The organism is Pseudoalteromonas sp. RW-H-Ap-1, from assembly GCF_048318575.1.
In the GTDB taxonomy this organism is placed as follows: Bacteria; Pseudomonadota; Gammaproteobacteria; order Enterobacterales; family Alteromonadaceae; genus Pseudoalteromonas.
The window spans coordinates 1,667,378-1,684,783 of record NZ_CP166996.1 but is presented as its reverse complement, the minus strand read 5'-3'; the positions used below and the strand labels follow the sequence as shown (position 1 = coordinate 1,684,783).

The following is a 17,406-nucleotide window of genomic DNA, read 5'->3' as shown; positions in this document are numbered from 1 at the left end:
ATGACAAGGTATAAAGCACTTGATGCTATGCGCGGGCTAACCATAGCGTTAATGATACTGGTAAACACCCCAGGGTCGTGGTCCCATGTGTATGCCCCATTACTTCATGCAGATTGGCATGGCTGCACCCCAACGGATGTAATTTTTCCGTTTTTTATGTTTATTATTGGCTCTGCGATGTTTTTTTCGTTTAAAAAAACCAACAGCCCAGCCAGTGCTAGCCAAGTATTAAGGCTAGTTAAGCGTGGATCAATTATATTTGCCATTGGTTTAGCATTAAATATTTACCCCTTTACCACCAGTATTGAAAATTTAAGGATACTAGGTGTGCTACAACGTATAGGGATTGCCTATATTTTAGCGTCTATTTGTGTGTTGTTTTTAAATAGGCGAGGGGTGTTAACGCTATCAGTTATTCTCTTAGTTGCTTATTGGTTATTACTGTTAAGTGTTGGCGCTGAAAACGCTTATACACTCGAACATAACCTAGTTAGAGCGGTTGATATTGCTGTACTAGGTGAGTCGCATTTGTGGCAAGGCAAAGGGCTAGCATTTGATCCAGAAGGGCTGATCAGTACGTTACCCGCTGTGGTGAGTGTATTATTTGGTTTTGAAGTGACCCGCCTGTTAACGAGCACAAGTAGCCAGTGGACAAGCATTAAGCGTTTATTAGTTATTGGTGTAGTTGCAGTTGTTATTGGGCAATTAAGCTCACTGGTTATGCCAATTAATAAATCACTTTGGACCAGTAGCTTTGTTATTTACACATCAGGTATTGCCTGTATTGTTTTGGCGTTTTTTGTTTGGCTTTGCGACATTGTTAAACCCGAACGTCTTGTTAATCCATTAATTGTGTATGGATCAAATCCACTGTTTATATATGTATTATCGGCTGTGTGGGTACTGAGCTATTCATTGATAAATATTGGCGAGCTAAACTTGGGGGATTGGATGTATCAGCAACTCGCATTAGTTATGAGCGCTAAATTGGCATCGTTCACCTTTGCTTTATTGCATGTTATTGGCTTTTGGGTAATTTCGAATATGCTTTATAAACGAAAAATATTTATAAAGATTTAGTATTTATAACAATTTGCTTCCCTAAGCGGGAGTCAAATTGTTCAAGTATTTATGCACATTAATATATCAGACAATAAAAAACCAACCCGCGGGTTGGTTTTTTTATTTAACGTTACAAAGCTTAGCTTAGCTTAGTACGTTGCGCTGCCTTTCGTACGTGGGAACGCAATTACATCACGTACGTTACCCATACCGGTAACATAAGCAACTAAGCGCTCAAACCCTAAACCAAAGCCAGAGTGTGGCACGCTACCGTATTTACGTAGGTCGCGATACCAGCTGTAGTCTTCTTTGTTTAAGCCCATCTCTTCAAGGCGTGCATCTAATACATCAAGACGCTCTTCACGTTGTGAACCACCAATGATCTCACCAATACCTGGTGCAACTACGTCCATAGCTGCAACAGTTTTGCCGTCTTCATTTTGACGCATGTAGAATGCTTTAATATCACGCGGGTAGTTTTTAATAACAACCGGTGCTTTAAAGTGTTCTTCAGCTAGGTAGCGTTCGTGCTCAGACTGTAAATCTACACCCCATTCAACGTCGTACTCAAATTTCTTGCCACACGCTTTTAAAATCTCTACAGCGTCGGTATAGTCAACTTGGGCAAAGTCTTTTTCAACAAATTCTTCTAAACGGCTAATGGCTGTTTTTTCAACACGTAATGCGAAAAATTCCATGTCGTCACGGCGTTCTTCCAATACGGCTTTAAACACGTACTTAAGCATGTTTTCAGCAAGTTTTGCGATGTCTTCTAAATCAGCAAACGCAACTTCTGGCTCTACCATCCAAAATTCAGCAAGGTGACGTGAAGTATTAGAGTTTTCTGCACGGAACGTTGGGCCAAAAGTATAAATTTTTGACATTGCTGAAGCGTACGTTTCACCATTAAGTTGGCCTGAAACCGTTAAAAAGGCTTCTTTACCAAAAAAGTCTTCGCTGTAATCAATCTCGCCTTTGTCTGTCATTGGCAGATTTTGCATATCAAGCGTTGATACACGGAACATCTCACCTGCGCCTTCACAGTCACTTGCAGTAATAATTGGCGTGCTGATCCAGTAAAACCCTTGCTCATGGTAAAAACGGTGGATTGCTTGTGCTAAACAGTTACGTACACGTGTTACTGCGCCAATCATATTAGTGCGAGGGCGAAGGTGAGCGTGTTCACGTAAATACTCAATGCTGTGGCGTTTAGCCGACATTGGGTAGGTGTCTGGGTTTTCAACCCAACCTAACACAGTTACTGAGTTAGCTTGAATTTCGAAAGATTGACCTTGTCCTGCTGATTGTACTAATACACCGGTAACCGACACAGAACAGCCTGCTGTTAAGCTTGTAACTTCATCATAATTATTCAGTGAATTAGGAACTACCGCTTGAATAGGATCAAAACACGAACCGTCATGAACGGCTAAAAATGATATTCCTGCTTTTGAATCGCGGCGTGTACGGATCCAGCCTTTAATGGTTACTTGGCTGTCTACCGCAACATTGCCTTTTAATAGCTCTGAAATCGCTAAATGGCTCATCTTCACTCCAATGATATAAGTTGCCTAACTATATAAATTAACTGTGCGTTACTCATGCTTTTTAGCATTTGAGGTCACTGCACTTGAACCTTGTATAATACCTAGTAAAGTAAAATAAAAAAACTGTTGTGGGCAACTCTTTAAAAGTTTTTAGTGGTACGTTGTTTTTTTAACCAATTTTTACAGTTAAATAACCACTATTACCATTTGTTGCTCTGAAATTTCATCAATTTGTGGCATTATTAGCAAATAAACCGAATTGACGTATTAATAAAAAATGGATGCTATGAAACAAGTTTTTATTTTACGAGGGCTACCAGGCAGTGGTAAGTCATATTATGCGCAAAATCTCGCCGAGGAACTTTCCGGTGCAGATGAAAGCCAATATTTTATTTGCTCAACAGATGATTACTTTGTTAACGAGCAGGGTGAGTATCATTTTGATAAGTTTAAATTATCGCAATATCATAATTTAAACTTGGCCCGTTTTATTAATGCCTTAGCACAAGGCATTGAACTGGTAATAGTGGATAACACCAATATTAAAAAGTGGGAATTTATTGCTTATTCACAAGCAGCCATTGCTTTAGGCTATCAGGTAAAAGAAGTGATTGTTGGTGAAGTAAAAGATAAATCAATGCAACACTTATACGCCAAACGCAATAGCCATAACATACCGTTAAAAACGATTAGTAAAATGGCTTACATGTTTGAATGGTAAACGTTAAATTTTAGCTAATACGTCTATATCAGAGCGTGTAATAGCATCTAAATGAGCGGTGATTTTTTCACTGCTCCAATCCCACCATGCAATCGTTAAAAGTTTATTAATGGTCTCATCATCAAAACGCGTTTTTATCAATTTTGCAGGGTTACCGCCAACAATGCCATAGGCGGGCACATCAGACGTTACAACGGATTTACTTGCTATAATAGCACCATCACCAACTTTGACCCCAGGCATAATAGTCGCGTTGTAACCTATCCACACATCATTACCTATTTCAGTATCTCCCTTAAAAGGTAAATCACCTTGTTGAGGTGCAGATTTTTCCCAGCCATTACCAAATATAAAAAAAGGATAAGTAGAAAAGCCGGAGGTTTGATGATTCGCCCCATTCATTATAAAAGTAACGTCTTTAGCTATCGCACAAAACTTACCAATAATGAGACGGTCTCCGATAAAATCGAAATGGTACAGTACATTTTTTTCAAAGTTTTCAGGGCCGTCAGGGTCGTCGTAATAGGTGTAATCACCAACGTCTATATTCGCAGAGGTGATAAAGTTTTTTAAATAACCTACTTGAGGAAACCCTTCCATAGGTGATGGATTGTTTGGATTTGGTCCGTTCATAGTTTCCTCCAAAATAGAATATATAAAGCGCTAGCTTTTAAATGCCGCCAGCGGATGAGAGGTACTAAGCGATACATGTACGTTATCACCAGGATTTACCACTACTTCATGACTCACCCGACTTGTAACCACAGTATCACAGGCTAGTTTTATGGCGCATAATCTGCTGCCGCCTTCAAAGCGTACCCAGATTACTTCGCCATTATTTCCTACACTGCTTTGTACTAATAATACATCATCTGGACGAAGTAAAACCTCGACCTCACCGTGTTCACAGTCAACACCATGGGCGGGTACATTACCAATATCGGTAAGTGCTTGGCCGTTACTCAGCGTTCCTTTTATAAAACTAGCTTCACCTAAAAAGCGTGCTACAAAGCGATTGTTGGGTGCACTAAAGCATTGCTCTGGGCTATCAATTTGCTGTATTTTTCCGCCCTTTAGCACGCCAACACGGTCACCCACCGAAAGTGCTTCTTCTTGATCGTGCGTAACCCAAATAGCGGGTACGCCGGCTTCTTTAAGCGCATTACGTATATCCCAACGTAGCATGTCTTTTAAAGCCGCGTCTAAGTTTGATAGTGGCTCATCAAGTAATACAAAGTCTGGCTGGTGAGCTAGGGTGCGCGCTAATGCTACGCGCTGCTTTTGTCCGCCTGAAAGTGTCGCTGGTTTTTTATGTCTAAACGCATCTAAACCGAGTAGCTTTATCCAATGATCAGCAGGGCTTGTGTCTTTAAGTTTAAAACACACATTTTGCTCAACCGTTAAATGGGGAAACAACGCAAAATCTTGAAAAACCATACCTACACTGCGTTTTTCAGGGGCTACAGTATGCTTTGGTGTAGCAGTCCATTTAGCAACTTTAATTTCACCATCGCTAATTGGTAAAAGCCCTGCTAGGGCCTGTAAAATAGTACTTTTACCACAACCTGTTGGACCAACAAGCATTAAAATTTCGCTTTCACCTAAAGTGAAATTTAAGTCACTAACAACACGATTACTGCCATAATCTATAGACAACTGACTTACAGATAGCATTTATATAAATCCTTAATGTTCAAACTGGTTGCGTTTCTCGCCAGACATCATAATAGCTAAAGCCGCCGCCGAAATCACCACTAGCAATAAACCAGGTATTGCTGCGCGGCCAAAATAACCGGCTTCGTAAACACGCCATAAATAAGTAGATAAGGTTTCAAAACCAGTTGGACCCAATAATAGTGTGGCTTCTAATTCACGCATCGACTCTAAAAAGACTAAAGCGGCCCCTGCAATAATACCACGCATAGTCAGTGGTAAAGTAATACGTGTGAAAGCTTCACGTGGGCTTGCGCCTAACACACGGGCTGATTTTACTAAGCTTGGATCGAGGTGCTCGGTACTTGTACGCACAGAGCCAACCGCAAGCGGTAAAAAGCGTAGCATATAAGCAATGATCAACAAGCCCAGTGTTTGATATAAAAACGGCAGTTGTAAGCCGCCATATACAAGCGCTGTGCCCATAACAATTCCCGGAATACCAAAACCAAAATAAGTAACGCGTTCCATTACTTTACCTGCTTTTCCGGTTAATGCCGCATGCGCCACAGGAATAGCCACAATAACTGTAACAATAGCTGCAATGGCTGAAGCGTAAGTAGAGTGCCATGCAATACTAAAATCAAACGAACTAAAACCATCACGCATTAGCCAAAGTGTAAATACTGTGAGTGGTAAGCCAATTGCAAGTAATAAAATAGGGGCAAAGGTGGCAAACATCGCGCCTAATTGCCATTTTTTTGGGAATAAAATAAGGGGCCGGCCTTGGCGTTCAGATGCAGTTTTAATTTGCGATTCAATCATTAGTAAAAAGCCAACAATCACCATTAGCTGCATAGACAGCATTGCCGCACGACTCAGTTCAAAGGCGTTATATTCTACATAAATAACGCGGGTGAAGGTGTCTAAACGCATCATTGCCGGTGTACCAAAGTCTGATAGCGTATATAAGGCAACGAGTAACGAGCCTGCAGCTATACCATTTACAACACGGGGCAAAATAACTTTAAACACGCTTTGTGTCATCGACATCCCCAGTGTACGCGCTGCATTGACCATGCTCGCATCTAGGCTAAGTAGGGAGGAGCGGGTTGTCATCATTACAAACGGGAAGGTATACAAGGTCATTACAATAGCGGCGCCAGTTAAGCCATACATAGATGGTGTTTCAAAACCAAGTAAGTTATGTATTTCACCACCAGGGCCAAATGCAGCGTAAAGCGTAAATGCCCCAATATAACTTGGTATAGCTAAAGGGGCGGCAAACACCACCAGCCAAAACTTTTTAAACGGCAGCTGCACATAAGCGCTAATAAATGCCAGTGGCACACCAATTAAAATTGAGCCTAATACGGTTAAGCCCATTAACGACAGGGTATTGCCTAAAATAGTTAAATTATGACTATCAAATAAAGAGCTTGCATCACTGGCAAGCGTTATTAAAACAAAAATAGGGGTAAGGGTAACAAGCGCTGCAAGCAGCGCCATAGGATAAGATGGTGGTATTCGCATTATAAAACGCCGCTGCTGCGCATTAAGTCAATAGTTGGGCGTAAGTCAGCCAACTGAGTTAAGTCTATTTTTGGTGGCGAAATACTGGTTAATTTAGGCAAGCCATCAGGTTGCTTTATGCCATTAACTAGCGGAATTTCATACGCTTCGCTCGCTAAATAACTTTGCACTTCAACGCTGAGCAAATAGCGCATAAAGTTAGTTGCTAGCGGGTCGTCAGATAACGATAAAATACCAGAGGCATTCACTAAACAACCGGCATCTTGCTGTGTAAATGCAAGATCAAGTTTGGCGTCGGGCTTACCAGACTTCAAACGTAACGTGTAGTAGTGATTAGCAAAACCAATGTCTACTTCACCACGTTCAACGCCCATTACCACACCGAGTTCGCCAGCGTAAGTTTTTGAGCGTTTTTGCACTTTTTTAAGCCATTTAGCAGTTTTATCATCGCCTTCTAAAATTCGCATAGCGGTAACAAACGATTGAAAAGAAGCATAAGCTGGTGCCCAACCAATACTTAAATCACTGTCGGCAATGTCCATAATGCTTCTTGGAATTTGCTCTTTGGTTAAACGCTCAGTATTAAAAGGCAAAGTACGTATACGACCAGTTACAGGTGCCCACTCATCGTATCTAAATTGTGGCTGTAGCTGTGCAGATAAATCACTAGGCATAGGTTTAGCAAGCCCTGCATCGGTTACTAAACCAATAGCACCTGAGTCGACAGCCCAAAATAAGTCTGCACGTTTAACACCCGCTTTGGCTTCGGCAACAATCGTATTAGCTAATGCCGCAGTTGGGCCGCGTCGAATAGCAAGGTCTAAATCAGGGTTCTTTTTTTGAATGGCTTGTAAAACGTTTTCGTATAAGCCACCTTCACCACGTCCTAAATAAAGGGTGAGTGCGCCTTTTAGTTTAGGTAATGTATCTACCGATACGGGGTTGGCAATATCAGCGGCAAACGCGCGTGAAAGAGATAGCGGCAAAGCGCCCGCTACCCCTAACGCAGCTAAGCCTTGAATAAAGGTTCTGCGATCCACTTAAAATACATCCTTACGGGCTTTTTCAGCTTTTTCAATTAGCGCTTGTGCACGGGTTAACTTAGTTTGCATATCAACAACCACGTCACGTACTTGATCTACTGTTTTATTAGCTGAAATAGCCTGCGGTAGGGTTACGTTAAAGTCTTTTTCAAGTACTTCTACTAAGTTAGCGTCTTGCTCAATGAGTGTGCCTTCAACGCCTTCAAATAAGTGCAGGTAAGTATCGTGAACTATACTCGTTGCTTCATCGCTTAAGCGTTCTGCGTATTTAGCGACCACTCGGTCTAATTTGTGTTTAATTTCATCTATGGTCGCGCTTTGCGTCATTTCTTTTGTTGCTGTGGCTTTAACGCTTTTTAATAATCCCTTTTGTTGAAACTGAGCCGCTAGTTTAACTGCGCCTAGGCCCTGCCATAGGGCATTGTTCATTGCTTGTTGCTGCGTACGTACTTCGGATGCTGGTTTTTTGTTGTCGATAGCCATTTTTATGCCATACAAACCTTGCCAAATAGAGGCGTACACAGGGACATAATTTGTTTCTATGGCGCTGTGAAATTTAACCGATTCCCAGTACTCAATTAAGTCATCAGTGTTAACTGCTTTAGCGCCTTTTTTCTCGTAATCGCTTACTAGGGTATCAACCTTTGAAACCATCCACTCAACGTCTTCGTTGTAGGTTTTTAAATTAGCTTGAAGGTGATTAACATGCTCACCAATTGGGCCATTAGCAAGTGCCGATTGTACAAAAATCGCAGAGGCGAGTAAAAAAGTTGCACTTAATGTCTTGGCAGGCTTTAGTAATATTTTCATAGCAGTGAGTCCATAGATTTTATTGTAAATGATAGTCATTATCATATCCCTAAAGCCCACTCAGATCAACACACTAAATCAAGCCAAGGGGCTAAATTTACTAAACTTTACAGACGAATAATAACTAAACAGAGGTATCAATTAAATTTTAACTTTTGCGGTTAAATAATTAACTATCTATACGTAATGTTTACCCTTTATGGCGCTATATATTGCATCACAAAGGTGTTTTATACTGGTGTCGTCACTTATATACGGCGGCATTAGGTAAATTAGTTTACCAAAGGGTCGTATCCACACTCCTTGGCTAACAAAGTAAGCCTGAATTTTAGCTACATCTACTATTCCTGCCTCATCTGTCAGCTCTACCACGCCAATTGCACCTAAAGTGCGAACATTCGCTACATCAGTAAGTGAGTTACACTGATGTAATTGCTGTAGCGCTTGGTTTATTTCACAAATTCGCTGTTGCCAATTTTGTTCCAGCAACAAGTCTATACTGGCACATGCCACAGCGCAGGCGAGTGGATTGCCCATAAATGTAGGTCCGTGCATCAAAACACCGGCTTCACCTTCGCTAATGCCTATTGCTATTTTGTCGGTCGTTAATGTGGCTGATAAAGTCATAGTGCCGCCGGTAAGTGCCTTACCAATGCAAAGTATATCTGGCTGTACATTGGCGTGCTCTACAGCAAACATTTTACCTGTACGGCCAAAGCCTGTGGCAATTTCATCACAAATGAGCAATACATCGTATTGAGTACATAACTTGCGCACACAGGCTAAATATTCAGGATGATAAAAGTTCATTCCTCCCGCGTTTTGCACTATGGGCTCAATAATAAAGGCGGCAACGTGCTGGTGGTGTTTTAAAAAATAGTGTTCTAGTTCATCCGCCTCGGCTTGATTAAACTCGTCATTAAATTGGCTAATAGGTGCAGGTACAAATACATGCTCAGGTAAAAAGCCAGAGTACAAGCTATGCATAGAATTAACTGGATCGCACACACTCATGGCCGCAAAGGTATCTCCATGATAGCCCTTAAACGGAGTCATTAACTTTTGTTTAGTACTAATACCTTGGCTTAACCAATACTGCAGTGCCATTTTAATCGCTACTTCAACACTTACCGAGCCACTGTCGGCTAAAAATACTTTATTTAAATGCTCGGGCGTTATCGCTACTAGCTTTTTAGAGAGCTCCACTGCGCTGTAATGAGTAATGCCGCCAAACATTACATGGCTCATTTTATTGATTTGCTCTGTCATCGCATTATTTAAAACGGGATGATTGTAACCATGTATTGCGCTCCACCAAGAGGCCATACCGTCAATGAGTTTCTCGCCTGTTTCTAGGTATATAAGGTTGTGAATGGCGTGTGTAACAGGATAAACCGGAATTGGTTGAGTCATTGATGTATAAGGGTGCCAAATGTGATTTCGGTCAAAATCAAGGTCTATTGTGTGTTTTATGCTCATATGTAAACTTTAAGTAAGTGGGCTCCGTTGACAATGGTACGGCAATACGTATTCTAAGCCAATAACACCAAGAGCAAAAAATAAAAGAGAGTATTATGGAGCTTGCAACAGTTCGCCACGATTGGACCCATAGCGAGGTTAAAGCCTTATTTGAAATGCCGTTTAACGATCTGCTTTTTAAAGCGGCGACGGTACACCGTGCTAATTTTAATCCTAATCAGGTGCAAATTTCTACTTTACTATCAATAAAAACAGGTGCTTGCCCTGAAGATTGTAAATATTGCCCGCAGTCGGGTCATTATAAAACCGACCTAGAACGAGAGCGCCTGCTAGAGGTAGAAAAAGTAGTAGAGCAAGCACGCCTTGCAAAACAAAAAGGCGCCACCCGTTTTTGTATGGGCGCTGCGTGGTCAGATCCTAAAGATCGTGATATGCCGTACATTTCAAAAATGGTTAAAGAAGTAAAAGAGCTTGGCCTTGAAACCTGTATGACGTTGGGCAAGCTTACCAATGAAAAAGCCCATGCATTGAGTGATGCAGGGCTTGACTACTATAACCATAATTTAGATACCTCACCTGAATATTACGAACAAATTATATCTACCCGTACCTTTGCAGACAGACTAAACACTATCGATCATGTGCGTGATGCCGGTATGAAAGTTTGCTCAGGCGGTATTGTCGGAATGGGTGAGCAACCCAGCGATCGTTATGGGTTATTAATGCAATTGGCTAATTTGCCGCAGCAACCAGAAAGCGTCCCAATTAACATGCTAGTAAAAGTAAAAGGAACACCGCTTGAAAACGTAGACGACTTAGACCAGTTTGAGTTTATTCGTACTATTGCCACCGCGCGTATTATGATGCCGCACAGCTATGTACGTTTATCGGCAGGGCGCAGCGCAATGAATGAGCAAATGCAATCGATGTGTTTTTTTGCCGGTGCTAATTCCATTTTTTATGGTGATAAACTTCTTACTACTGAAAACCCAGAAGCAGATGCCGATATGCAATTAATTAAAAAGCTGGGTATGAACCCTGAAACGGCCGAAGACTATTCAGATGAAGCCGTTGCTGCGTCGTTATCTTCTAAAGTGGCCGATAAAGCCAGTTCAGAATTGTTTTATCCTGCTTAACATTGTGTATTGCTATGTCATTTGATTTTATAAATAGCCATTTACAAGCGCGCCAGCAAAGCGCGCTTAACCGTAAGCGTTATGTTATTGAGCAGGCCAGTGCGCGTGAAATTATAGTTGATAATAAACGCTATCTTAACTTTGCCAGTAATGACTACTTAGGCTTTGCCGATGAGCCCACTTTACTTGAGGGCTTACAGAGCTTGGGAAGTCACAGCTCCGCTTTAGTAACAGGCTATCAAGGTGCGCAGCAACAGCTCGAAAAATACTTATGTGCTCAGTTGGGCTATAACAATGCCATGCTGTTTAATTCGGGCTTTAGTGCTAATAGCAGTGTTATAAAAGCGCTATTTCAAGATAAAGCCATTGCTCAGCAAAGTGCGATTTTTCAGGATAAACTTAATCATGCGAGCTTAATTGATGGCGCACTGCATGCAAACGCGGCGCTTGTACGCTTTAACCATAACGACATGAATCATTTACGTTCACGGCTGGAAAAGTCCAATGCTAAGTATAAATTGATTGTGAGTGAGGGTGTATTCTCAATGGATGGCGACCAAGCACCATTAACTGAGTTACTGAGTTTAGCTAAAGCACATAACGCCTGGTTAATGATAGACGATGCGCATGGCTTTGGCGTACTGGGTAAATCGGGTTTGGGAAGTTGTGAGCCACTTATAGCGGCAGATAATTTACCAGATATTTTAGTGATCACCTTTGGTAAAGCGGTGGCAAGTAGCGGGGCGTGTGTATTAGGTTCAAGTGAATTTATTGATTACATGTTGCAGTTTAACCGCGATTACACTTATTCGACTGCAATGTCGCCATTTATTGCTTCGCATACATTATCAAGAATTAAAACCATACGTGATGCTAACCACAAGCGTGCAAAATTAAACGCTAATATTGCTTTATTTAAACGTTTAGCCAATGAGCACAAAATTGCTTTAATGGATTCGACCACTGCCATTCAACCCTTAATTTTAGGGTGTGCCGAACAGACTCTAAAAGCTTGTGAGCAGCTCAAACAACGGGGGATTTGGCTAACCGCTATTCGTCCGCCCACGGTGCAGCATAATACATCAAGGCTACGCATTACCTTAACCGCCGCCCATACCGAGCAAGATATTACAACATTGGTAAGCTGTTTAAAAAAGGCCATTGCATGATAAGCGCACACGCTACAAATGCTAACTCGCGTATAAAGTCACCGTTAGCTTGTTTAGCTGTTAATAGTTTAAAGCAGGTAACGCAACGCAAGTTTTCAACGGCGGCAAACCAATATGTAGCCCACGCACATGTACAAAAACAAGCTGCAATCGATTTAATTAAACTCATTAAGCTTGATGCGAGCACAAAGCACAAACATTGTGTTGATTTAGGTGCTGGGCCGTTAGTGAATACCGAAGAGTTACAAGGAATATATAAACAAGTAATTGCCATGGATTTAAGCCTTACCATGCTTAAAAATAGTGCAGTAACCGCACCGCGTATTTGCGCCGACATGGATAATTTGCCATTACAACAAAATAGTATTGATGTGGTATTTAGTAATTTTGCAATGCAATGGTCGGCTAATTTTGAAATGCTAATGTATTCATTACATTCAGCTTTAAAGCCCGGTGGGCAGGCGTACATAAGTACGGTGGTAGAAGGCTCACTTGGTGAAATAAAAACCGCGTTTGCCGCGCTCGATTCGCATAGCCACATTAATAACTTTTTAAGTAGCGATAATATAAACCAATCGGTCAAAAAGGCAGGGTTTATTGTTAATAACGCGACAGAGGTTATTTATACTGATGAGTTTACAAGCCCGCTTAAAGCGATTAGTTCAATTAAAGCCATTGGGGCAACGTCGCAAAATAAAGCAACGCAACGCCCTGGTTTATTAACTAAATCGGCGCTACAAAAAGTATGTGCGGCGTATCCGCTTATAAACAACCAAGCCCATGTATCTTACCATGTGGTATTGTTATCATTAGAAAAAGCAAAAATTTAAAGGTAAGGCAATGCAGCAATTTTTTATTACCGGTACCGATACCGACGCTGGTAAAACTCACGTAACCAGTTTGCTATTAAAGTTACTCGCTCAACATAAACAGCGCGCAATAGGCTTTAAACCGATTGCATCAGGGTGTGAACTTGCGTTTGATCAGCTTGTGAATGCCGATGCCTTAATGCTAATGGAAAGCGCGACCGTGAGCGCTAAGTACGACATTATTAATCCATTTGCTTTTGAGCCCGCCATAGCTCCGCACATTGCAGCAGAGCAAGTAGGAGTAAACCTAAGTGTTGAAAAGCTACGTACCGCTTATAAAAATGTGAAGCAACAAGGTGCCGACTACCTTTTAACAGAAGGTGCGGGCGGCTGGGCATTGCCAATTAATAATAACGAATATTTATACGACTGGGTAAAAGCAGAGCAACTGCCGGTAATATTAGTGGTAGGGATGAAACTAGGCTGTATAAATCATGCGTTACTCACTGCAGCACATATGCAAAGTATGGGTGTTAATTGCATTGGTTGGATTGCTAACCAAGTTGATGCCACCATGGGTGAATACCAAGCAAACCTAGATTCACTTAAAACACGTTTACCATTCCCGCTGCTTGCTATAAGCCCCTATACCGAGCAAACCCCTAAATTACAAATTTATAAAACCCTTCTTACTGCACTTGCTATAAATGCCTAAACTATACTGCTTTGTAATTTTATAAATATACAAAGCAGTTTATATATTAAATACACCGGTTTAATAAATATGTTTAGCGCCTTGAAATACACACCTTGTATGCATATATAACGCTAATTACACAGTGCTATTGTTACTAAGGAAATAACAAATACCATGACCCACCCATTTATTAAGAACTACGCTTATAATACGCAGGTTAAGGCCGAATCAGATCTACCAAAAAGTGCTCTGCCTAAAACCCGTGTAGGAATTTTAGGTGGGGGAACTGCAGGGGCAACAATTGCGATTCGCCTTGCGGCATTGGGCATAAAAACGACTATATTTGAGAAAAAAAGTCACTTATTGACGGCCCTCCTATGTGTCATCTGCACGCCGGTGGTAATTTATACCGTGAAATTCCAGATCAAGACTGTATAGATTTACTTAAACAATGTATTGATATTTTACGACTATATCCTTACAGCATAGATGTACGCCCAACTGTATTTGCTGTGCCAACGCGTGATGATGATTCACCAGATGATTTACTGCCAAGGTTAGACAAGCTTACTAACGCATATAAAGACTTAATTGAACAAGATCATAATAATAAAGTTCTTGGCGAGCCTGATAATTACTATCAGCTTTATAGCCATGAGCAAATGATAACCTTGAGTAAAAAAGAGCAGGTTACTGAGCCTAAAACGCTAGATGAGTGGATGATCCCCGTTGCTAAGCATTTAAACTTAAACAAAGTAAAATACCCACTTATTGTTGTTCAAGAATACGGTTGGAATATATTTAGATTGTCAGCAAGTGCACAGCTTGCGCTTGCCCAGTACGAACACGCTAACTTGCTTACCAGCACAGAGGTAAAGCAAGTCAGCAAAGTTGAGCAAAGTAGTGCTAACAATCAAATGCCAAAATGGAAAATTGAATACCAAAACAACCAAAGCAAAACGACCCAAACAGCAGAAGTAGATTACCTTATAAACGCTTGTGGCTTTCAAACCGGTATTGTTGATGACATGGTAGGCGTAAAGCCCAAGCGTATGGTCGAATTTAAAGCCTCATACATTGCACACTGGCAAGGCGCTGGCGGGCAAATACCCGAAATTATTATTTATGGTAACCGAGGCACACCTGAGGGCATGGCACAATTAACGCCGTATCCTAATGGCTTTTATCAAATTCATGGCATGACTAACTCAATTACCTTGTTTAACGATGGCCTAGCAGATACAGCCGAGCAAACGGCACAGCCACAGCTGCCTGCTAAGCACTTAAATTATATAAATAATGGTTGGGATCAGCAGGTGCTAAAAGCACGTGGTCAAAAAGCGATTGATTATGTAGCTGAGTTTGTACCAGCATTTAAAAACGCTAATACGCAAAACAATGCCTTGTTTGGCGGCCAACAGATCCCAGGCGAAGACGACACCTTGCGCGTTGCAGACGTAAGCTTATATTCGCATATTTGCTACGCTCGAGCCGAAAATGTAAAAGCGTCATCAACTTTGATCGCTGCTGACGAAATAGTAGCTGAATTTATAAAGCTTGGTTTAATTTGCACAGAACACGACAGTAATAACCACCGTAAGCATCACCAATGGGCCTACCTTAAGAACAGTCGCAATGAAGATATAAGTAAAATTGCACAAGTACTTGCAAAAGAGCGAGGCTTCCCCACAGATATGGCAAATGTTAATCACGGTATATATAAAAGTGTATAGTATAAAAATAAAATAACTTATTGAATTATATTGTTTTTATAAGTTATTTTTTACTGTTAAACAGAAAAAATCCTAAAAAGCTTAACTTAATTAAATATATAAAACTTTAAAAATATCCCTTGCGTTATGACATAGTTTGTCACAAAATAGCGCTGACGTTATGACATAGTGTGTCATAACGCAGTGATTGCTATAGCCGATCAACAAAAAGAAATCGCTCAGCAATAAATGTTATTTTTGGAGACCATGTATGAAACGTGTATTTTTGTTTTTATTAACTAACTTAGCGGTTATGTTGGTATTAGGTGTTGTGCTTTCAATAATAATGAGTGCGCTGGGCTTAAGCCATCGTAGCCTGGGTGGTATTTTATTAATAGCTGCTGTGTTTGGTTTTGGTGGGTCGTTTATTTCTTTGTATATGTCGAAATGGATGGCGAAAAAATCAACTGGTGCACAGGTTATTACTAAACCGAGTAACGAAACCGAGCAGTGGTTAATGAACACGGTTGCCGCGCAAGCTAAAAAAGCGGGTATTAATATGCCTGAAGTGGCTATTTACGACAGCCCAGAAATGAACGCCTTTGCAACCGGCCCGAGTAAAAATAACTCGCTGGTGGCGGTAAGCACGGGTTTATTACACAACATGACCCAAGATCAAGCCGAGGCAGTGCTTGCGCACGAAGTATCGCACGTGGCTAATGGCGACATGGTAACGCTAACGCTTATTCAAGGCGTGGTTAATACCTTTGTTATTTTTGCCGCAAAAGTGCTGGCGGGCATTGTAGATAATTTTATAAATAGCGATGAAGAAGAGGGCGGCAGCAGCTGGACTTACTTCTTATTCGATATGTTATTCCAAGTATTATTTGGTGTACTAGCCAGTGTGGTGGTTGCCCATTACAGCCGCAAGCGTGAATTTGCAGCCGACAACGGTGCAGCTCAGTTGGTAGGCGCAGATAAAATGCGCTCAGCTCTTGAGCGATTAAAGCAAAACCACCCATCGCAATTAGAAGGGTCAATGATGGCCTTTGGTATAGCCAGTGGTAAAGGCATGGCCGAGTTGTTTTCATCTCACCCACCGCTTGATGCACGTATAGACGCACTACGTCGTTAAAAAATTCAAGTTTTTCACAGTACTTGTAAACAAAAAGCCTGCATTTGCAGGCTTTTTTATGTTTGATGGTTTTTTATTGCGATTGAATAATGTCAGTAATGCCCTCAGGCGAGAGTATTTCAATCCAGTAACCGTCAGGGTCTTTAATAAAGGCAAGACCTTTCATTGAGCCGCCATCTGGCTGTTTTACAAACTCCACATCGTATTTAGCAAAGCGCTCACAGGCAGCGTATACATCGGGCACGCTAATACCAATATGGCCAAAGCCTTTTGGTTCTTCATTACCACTGTGATAACCGGTAAAGCTGTCGTCGTTTTCAGTACCCCAGTTATGGGTAAGTTCAATCAGCGCAGGGCGGCGAAACACCCATTGTGTTTTTTCTTTATCATCACCCTTTGGCATGTCTTGCTCATAACCTAAAAAGTACAAAGTAAACTCCATATCAGGAAAGTCGTACTTACCTAACAGCTTCATACCCAATACGTTTTCATAAAATGCCAGCGACGGTTTTGGATCTTTAATACGCAACATAGTTTGCTGCATCACATAGCCCTCAGTGGCCTGTGCAATTTGCTCTGGAGATTCGTTATAGCTAGACATGAGATAATCCTTAATGAAATGACTGAAAAACCTTAATGGATTTAAAAAGGCAGGGTGTACGCTCATCATAATAAACAGCAGCAAAAATTAAAACCACCGAGCTAAATTACCAGCCAGTGAGCTGAATGTTTTATAAGCGAAAAATGGCATATTTAGCGATACTGTTTATTTATACAGTTCTTGGTGTTTTGTCCAATAACATTATTAAAAGTCGTTTTGGTGTATTTTAGCAAGGGGTGTTTTACCACCTACGTAATTACTTGTTTACATTGAAGTTGTTTAGTGGAATTATTGAACAA

Annotated in this window: 17 protein-coding genes; 9 read left to right on the top strand and 8 right to left on the bottom strand. The window is 41.1% G+C overall.

The genetic code is table 11. The features are described from left to right. The gene (locus AB8618_RS07930) at positions 1–1,080 is read left to right on the top strand and encodes an acyltransferase family protein (RefSeq protein ID WP_413402094.1); all 1,080 of its coding nucleotides are present in this window, start codon (positions 1–3) and stop codon (positions 1,078–1,080) included. Positions 1,081–1,211: 131 nt separating this feature from the next. Here AB8618_RS07930 and asnS read toward each other — a convergent pair whose 3' ends face one another. Further along, positions 1,212–2,609, bottom strand: a complete 1,398-nt coding sequence (gene asnS / locus AB8618_RS07925; protein WP_008113822.1) for an asparagine--tRNA ligase — start codon at positions 2,607–2,609, stop codon at positions 1,212–1,214. 286 nt (positions 2,610–2,895) lie between these two features. On the opposite strand from asnS, the gene AB8618_RS07920 reads away from it, so the two are divergent. After that, positions 2,896–3,330: an ATP-binding protein gene (locus AB8618_RS07920; RefSeq protein ID WP_008113825.1), complete on the top strand. Its 435-nt coding sequence runs from the start codon at positions 2,896–2,898 to the stop codon at positions 3,328–3,330. A gap of 3 nt (positions 3,331–3,333) precedes the next feature. Here AB8618_RS07920 and AB8618_RS07915 read toward each other — a convergent pair whose 3' ends face one another. The 6 genes from AB8618_RS07915 to bioA form a co-directional block, all read right to left on the bottom strand. Then, positions 3,334–3,963: a Vat family streptogramin A O-acetyltransferase gene (locus AB8618_RS07915; protein ID WP_413402091.1), complete on the bottom strand. Its 630-nt coding sequence runs from the start codon at positions 3,961–3,963 to the stop codon at positions 3,334–3,336. A 30-nt stretch (positions 3,964–3,993) separates the two neighbouring features. Next, positions 3,994–5,004, bottom strand: coding sequence for an ABC transporter ATP-binding protein (locus tag AB8618_RS07910; protein ID WP_413402089.1), 1,011 nt, complete (start codon positions 5,002–5,004; stop codon positions 3,994–3,996). 12 nt (positions 5,005–5,016) lie between these two features. Further along, entirely contained in the window at positions 5,017–6,516 is a 1,500-nt protein-coding gene (locus AB8618_RS07905; protein ID WP_413402087.1) for an ABC transporter permease, read from the bottom strand. Next, the gene (locus AB8618_RS07900; protein WP_413402085.1) at positions 6,516–7,556 is read right to left on the bottom strand and encodes an ABC transporter substrate-binding protein; all 1,041 of its coding nucleotides are present in this window, start codon (positions 7,554–7,556) and stop codon (positions 6,516–6,518) included. The genes AB8618_RS07905 and AB8618_RS07900 overlap by 1 nt, the downstream gene beginning before the upstream one ends. Then, positions 7,557–8,369 (bottom strand): hypothetical protein, encoded by an 813-nt coding sequence (locus AB8618_RS07895; protein WP_413402083.1) that lies wholly within the window; start codon positions 8,367–8,369, stop codon positions 7,557–7,559. 177 nt (positions 8,370–8,546) lie between these two features. Then, entirely contained in the window at positions 8,547–9,848 is a 1,302-nt protein-coding gene (gene bioA / locus AB8618_RS07890) for an adenosylmethionine--8-amino-7-oxononanoate transaminase (RefSeq protein ID WP_413402081.1), read from the bottom strand. Between the two features lie 95 nt (positions 9,849–9,943). On the opposite strand from bioA, the gene bioB reads away from it, so the two are divergent. The 7 genes from bioB to htpX all read left to right on the top strand — a co-directional run bounded on the left by bioB (position 9,944) and on the right by htpX (position 16,506). Beyond that, a complete protein-coding gene (bioB, locus tag AB8618_RS07885; protein WP_010390068.1) occupies positions 9,944–10,984 on the top strand; it encodes a biotin synthase BioB in 1,041 nt (346 codons plus the stop codon). Between the two features lie 14 nt (positions 10,985–10,998). Then, positions 10,999–12,153 carry an aminotransferase class I/II-fold pyridoxal phosphate-dependent enzyme gene (locus tag AB8618_RS07880; protein ID WP_409425500.1) on the top strand — a complete coding sequence of 385 codons (1,155 nt, stop codon included), beginning with the start codon at positions 10,999–11,001 and terminating at the stop codon, positions 12,151–12,153. Next, positions 12,150–12,983: a methyltransferase domain-containing protein gene (locus AB8618_RS07875; RefSeq protein WP_413402079.1), complete on the top strand. Its 834-nt coding sequence runs from the start codon at positions 12,150–12,152 to the stop codon at positions 12,981–12,983. The genes AB8618_RS07880 and AB8618_RS07875 overlap by 4 nt, the downstream gene beginning before the upstream one ends. Before the next feature lie 10 nt (positions 12,984–12,993). Continuing rightward, positions 12,994–13,677, top strand: a complete 684-nt coding sequence (bioD, locus tag AB8618_RS07870) for a dethiobiotin synthase (RefSeq protein WP_413402077.1) — start codon at positions 12,994–12,996, stop codon at positions 13,675–13,677. Positions 13,678–13,833: 156 nt separating this feature from the next. After that, positions 13,834–14,097 carry an NAD(P)-binding protein gene (locus AB8618_RS07865; protein WP_418157348.1) on the top strand — a complete coding sequence of 88 codons (264 nt, stop codon included), beginning with the start codon at positions 13,834–13,836 and terminating at the stop codon, positions 14,095–14,097. After that, positions 14,037–15,392 carry an FAD-dependent oxidoreductase gene (locus tag AB8618_RS07860; RefSeq protein WP_418157347.1) on the top strand — a complete coding sequence of 452 codons (1,356 nt, stop codon included), beginning with the start codon at positions 14,037–14,039 and terminating at the stop codon, positions 15,390–15,392. The genes AB8618_RS07865 and AB8618_RS07860 overlap by 61 nt, the downstream gene beginning before the upstream one ends. Positions 15,393–15,642: 250 nt before the next feature. Beyond that, complete coding sequence (gene htpX / locus AB8618_RS07855) at positions 15,643–16,506, top strand: protease HtpX (protein ID WP_075169202.1); 864 nt, start codon at positions 15,643–15,645, stop codon at positions 16,504–16,506. A gap of 73 nt (positions 16,507–16,579) precedes the next feature. Here htpX and gloA read toward each other — a convergent pair whose 3' ends face one another. Beyond that, the gene (gene gloA / locus AB8618_RS07850) at positions 16,580–17,107 is read right to left on the bottom strand and encodes a lactoylglutathione lyase (RefSeq protein ID WP_413402073.1); all 528 of its coding nucleotides are present in this window, start codon (positions 17,105–17,107) and stop codon (positions 16,580–16,582) included. Positions 17,108–17,406: the final 299 nt, after the last annotated feature.

Excerpts from the sequence above, each read along its gene's own strand:
- AB8618_RS07930 (WP_413402094.1), top strand. The coding sequence starts at position 1 with ATGACAAGGTATAAAGCACTTGATGCTATGCGCGGGCTAACCATAGCG.
- asnS (WP_008113822.1), bottom strand. The coding sequence starts at position 2,609 with ATGAGCCATTTAGCGATTTCAGAGCTATTAAAAGGCAATGTTGCGGTA.
- AB8618_RS07920 (WP_008113825.1), top strand. The coding sequence starts at position 2,896 with ATGAAACAAGTTTTTATTTTACGAGGGCTACCAGGCAGTGGTAAGTCA.
- AB8618_RS07915 (WP_413402091.1), bottom strand. The coding sequence starts at position 3,963 with ATGAACGGACCAAATCCAAACAATCCATCACCTATGGAAGGGTTTCCT.
- AB8618_RS07910 (WP_413402089.1), bottom strand. The coding sequence starts at position 5,004 with ATGCTATCTGTAAGTCAGTTGTCTATAGATTATGGCAGTAATCGTGTT.
- AB8618_RS07905 (WP_413402087.1), bottom strand. The coding sequence starts at position 6,516 with ATGCGAATACCACCATCTTATCCTATGGCGCTGCTTGCAGCGCTTGTT.
- AB8618_RS07895 (WP_413402083.1), bottom strand. The coding sequence starts at position 8,369 with ATGAAAATATTACTAAAGCCTGCCAAGACATTAAGTGCAACTTTTTTA.
- bioA (WP_413402081.1), bottom strand. The coding sequence starts at position 9,848 with ATGAGCATAAAACACACAATAGACCTTGATTTTGACCGAAATCACATT.
- bioB (WP_010390068.1), top strand. The coding sequence starts at position 9,944 with ATGGAGCTTGCAACAGTTCGCCACGATTGGACCCATAGCGAGGTTAAA.
- AB8618_RS07880 (WP_409425500.1), top strand. The coding sequence starts at position 10,999 with ATGTCATTTGATTTTATAAATAGCCATTTACAAGCGCGCCAGCAAAGC.
- AB8618_RS07875 (WP_413402079.1), top strand. The coding sequence starts at position 12,150 with ATGATAAGCGCACACGCTACAAATGCTAACTCGCGTATAAAGTCACCG.
- bioD (WP_413402077.1), top strand. The coding sequence starts at position 12,994 with ATGCAGCAATTTTTTATTACCGGTACCGATACCGACGCTGGTAAAACT.
- AB8618_RS07865 (WP_418157348.1), top strand. The coding sequence starts at position 13,834 with ATGACCCACCCATTTATTAAGAACTACGCTTATAATACGCAGGTTAAG.
- AB8618_RS07860 (WP_418157347.1), top strand. The coding sequence starts at position 14,037 with ATGTGTCATCTGCACGCCGGTGGTAATTTATACCGTGAAATTCCAGAT.
- htpX (WP_075169202.1), top strand. The coding sequence starts at position 15,643 with ATGAAACGTGTATTTTTGTTTTTATTAACTAACTTAGCGGTTATGTTG.
- gloA (WP_413402073.1), bottom strand. The coding sequence starts at position 17,107 with ATGTCTAGCTATAACGAATCTCCAGAGCAAATTGCACAGGCCACTGAG.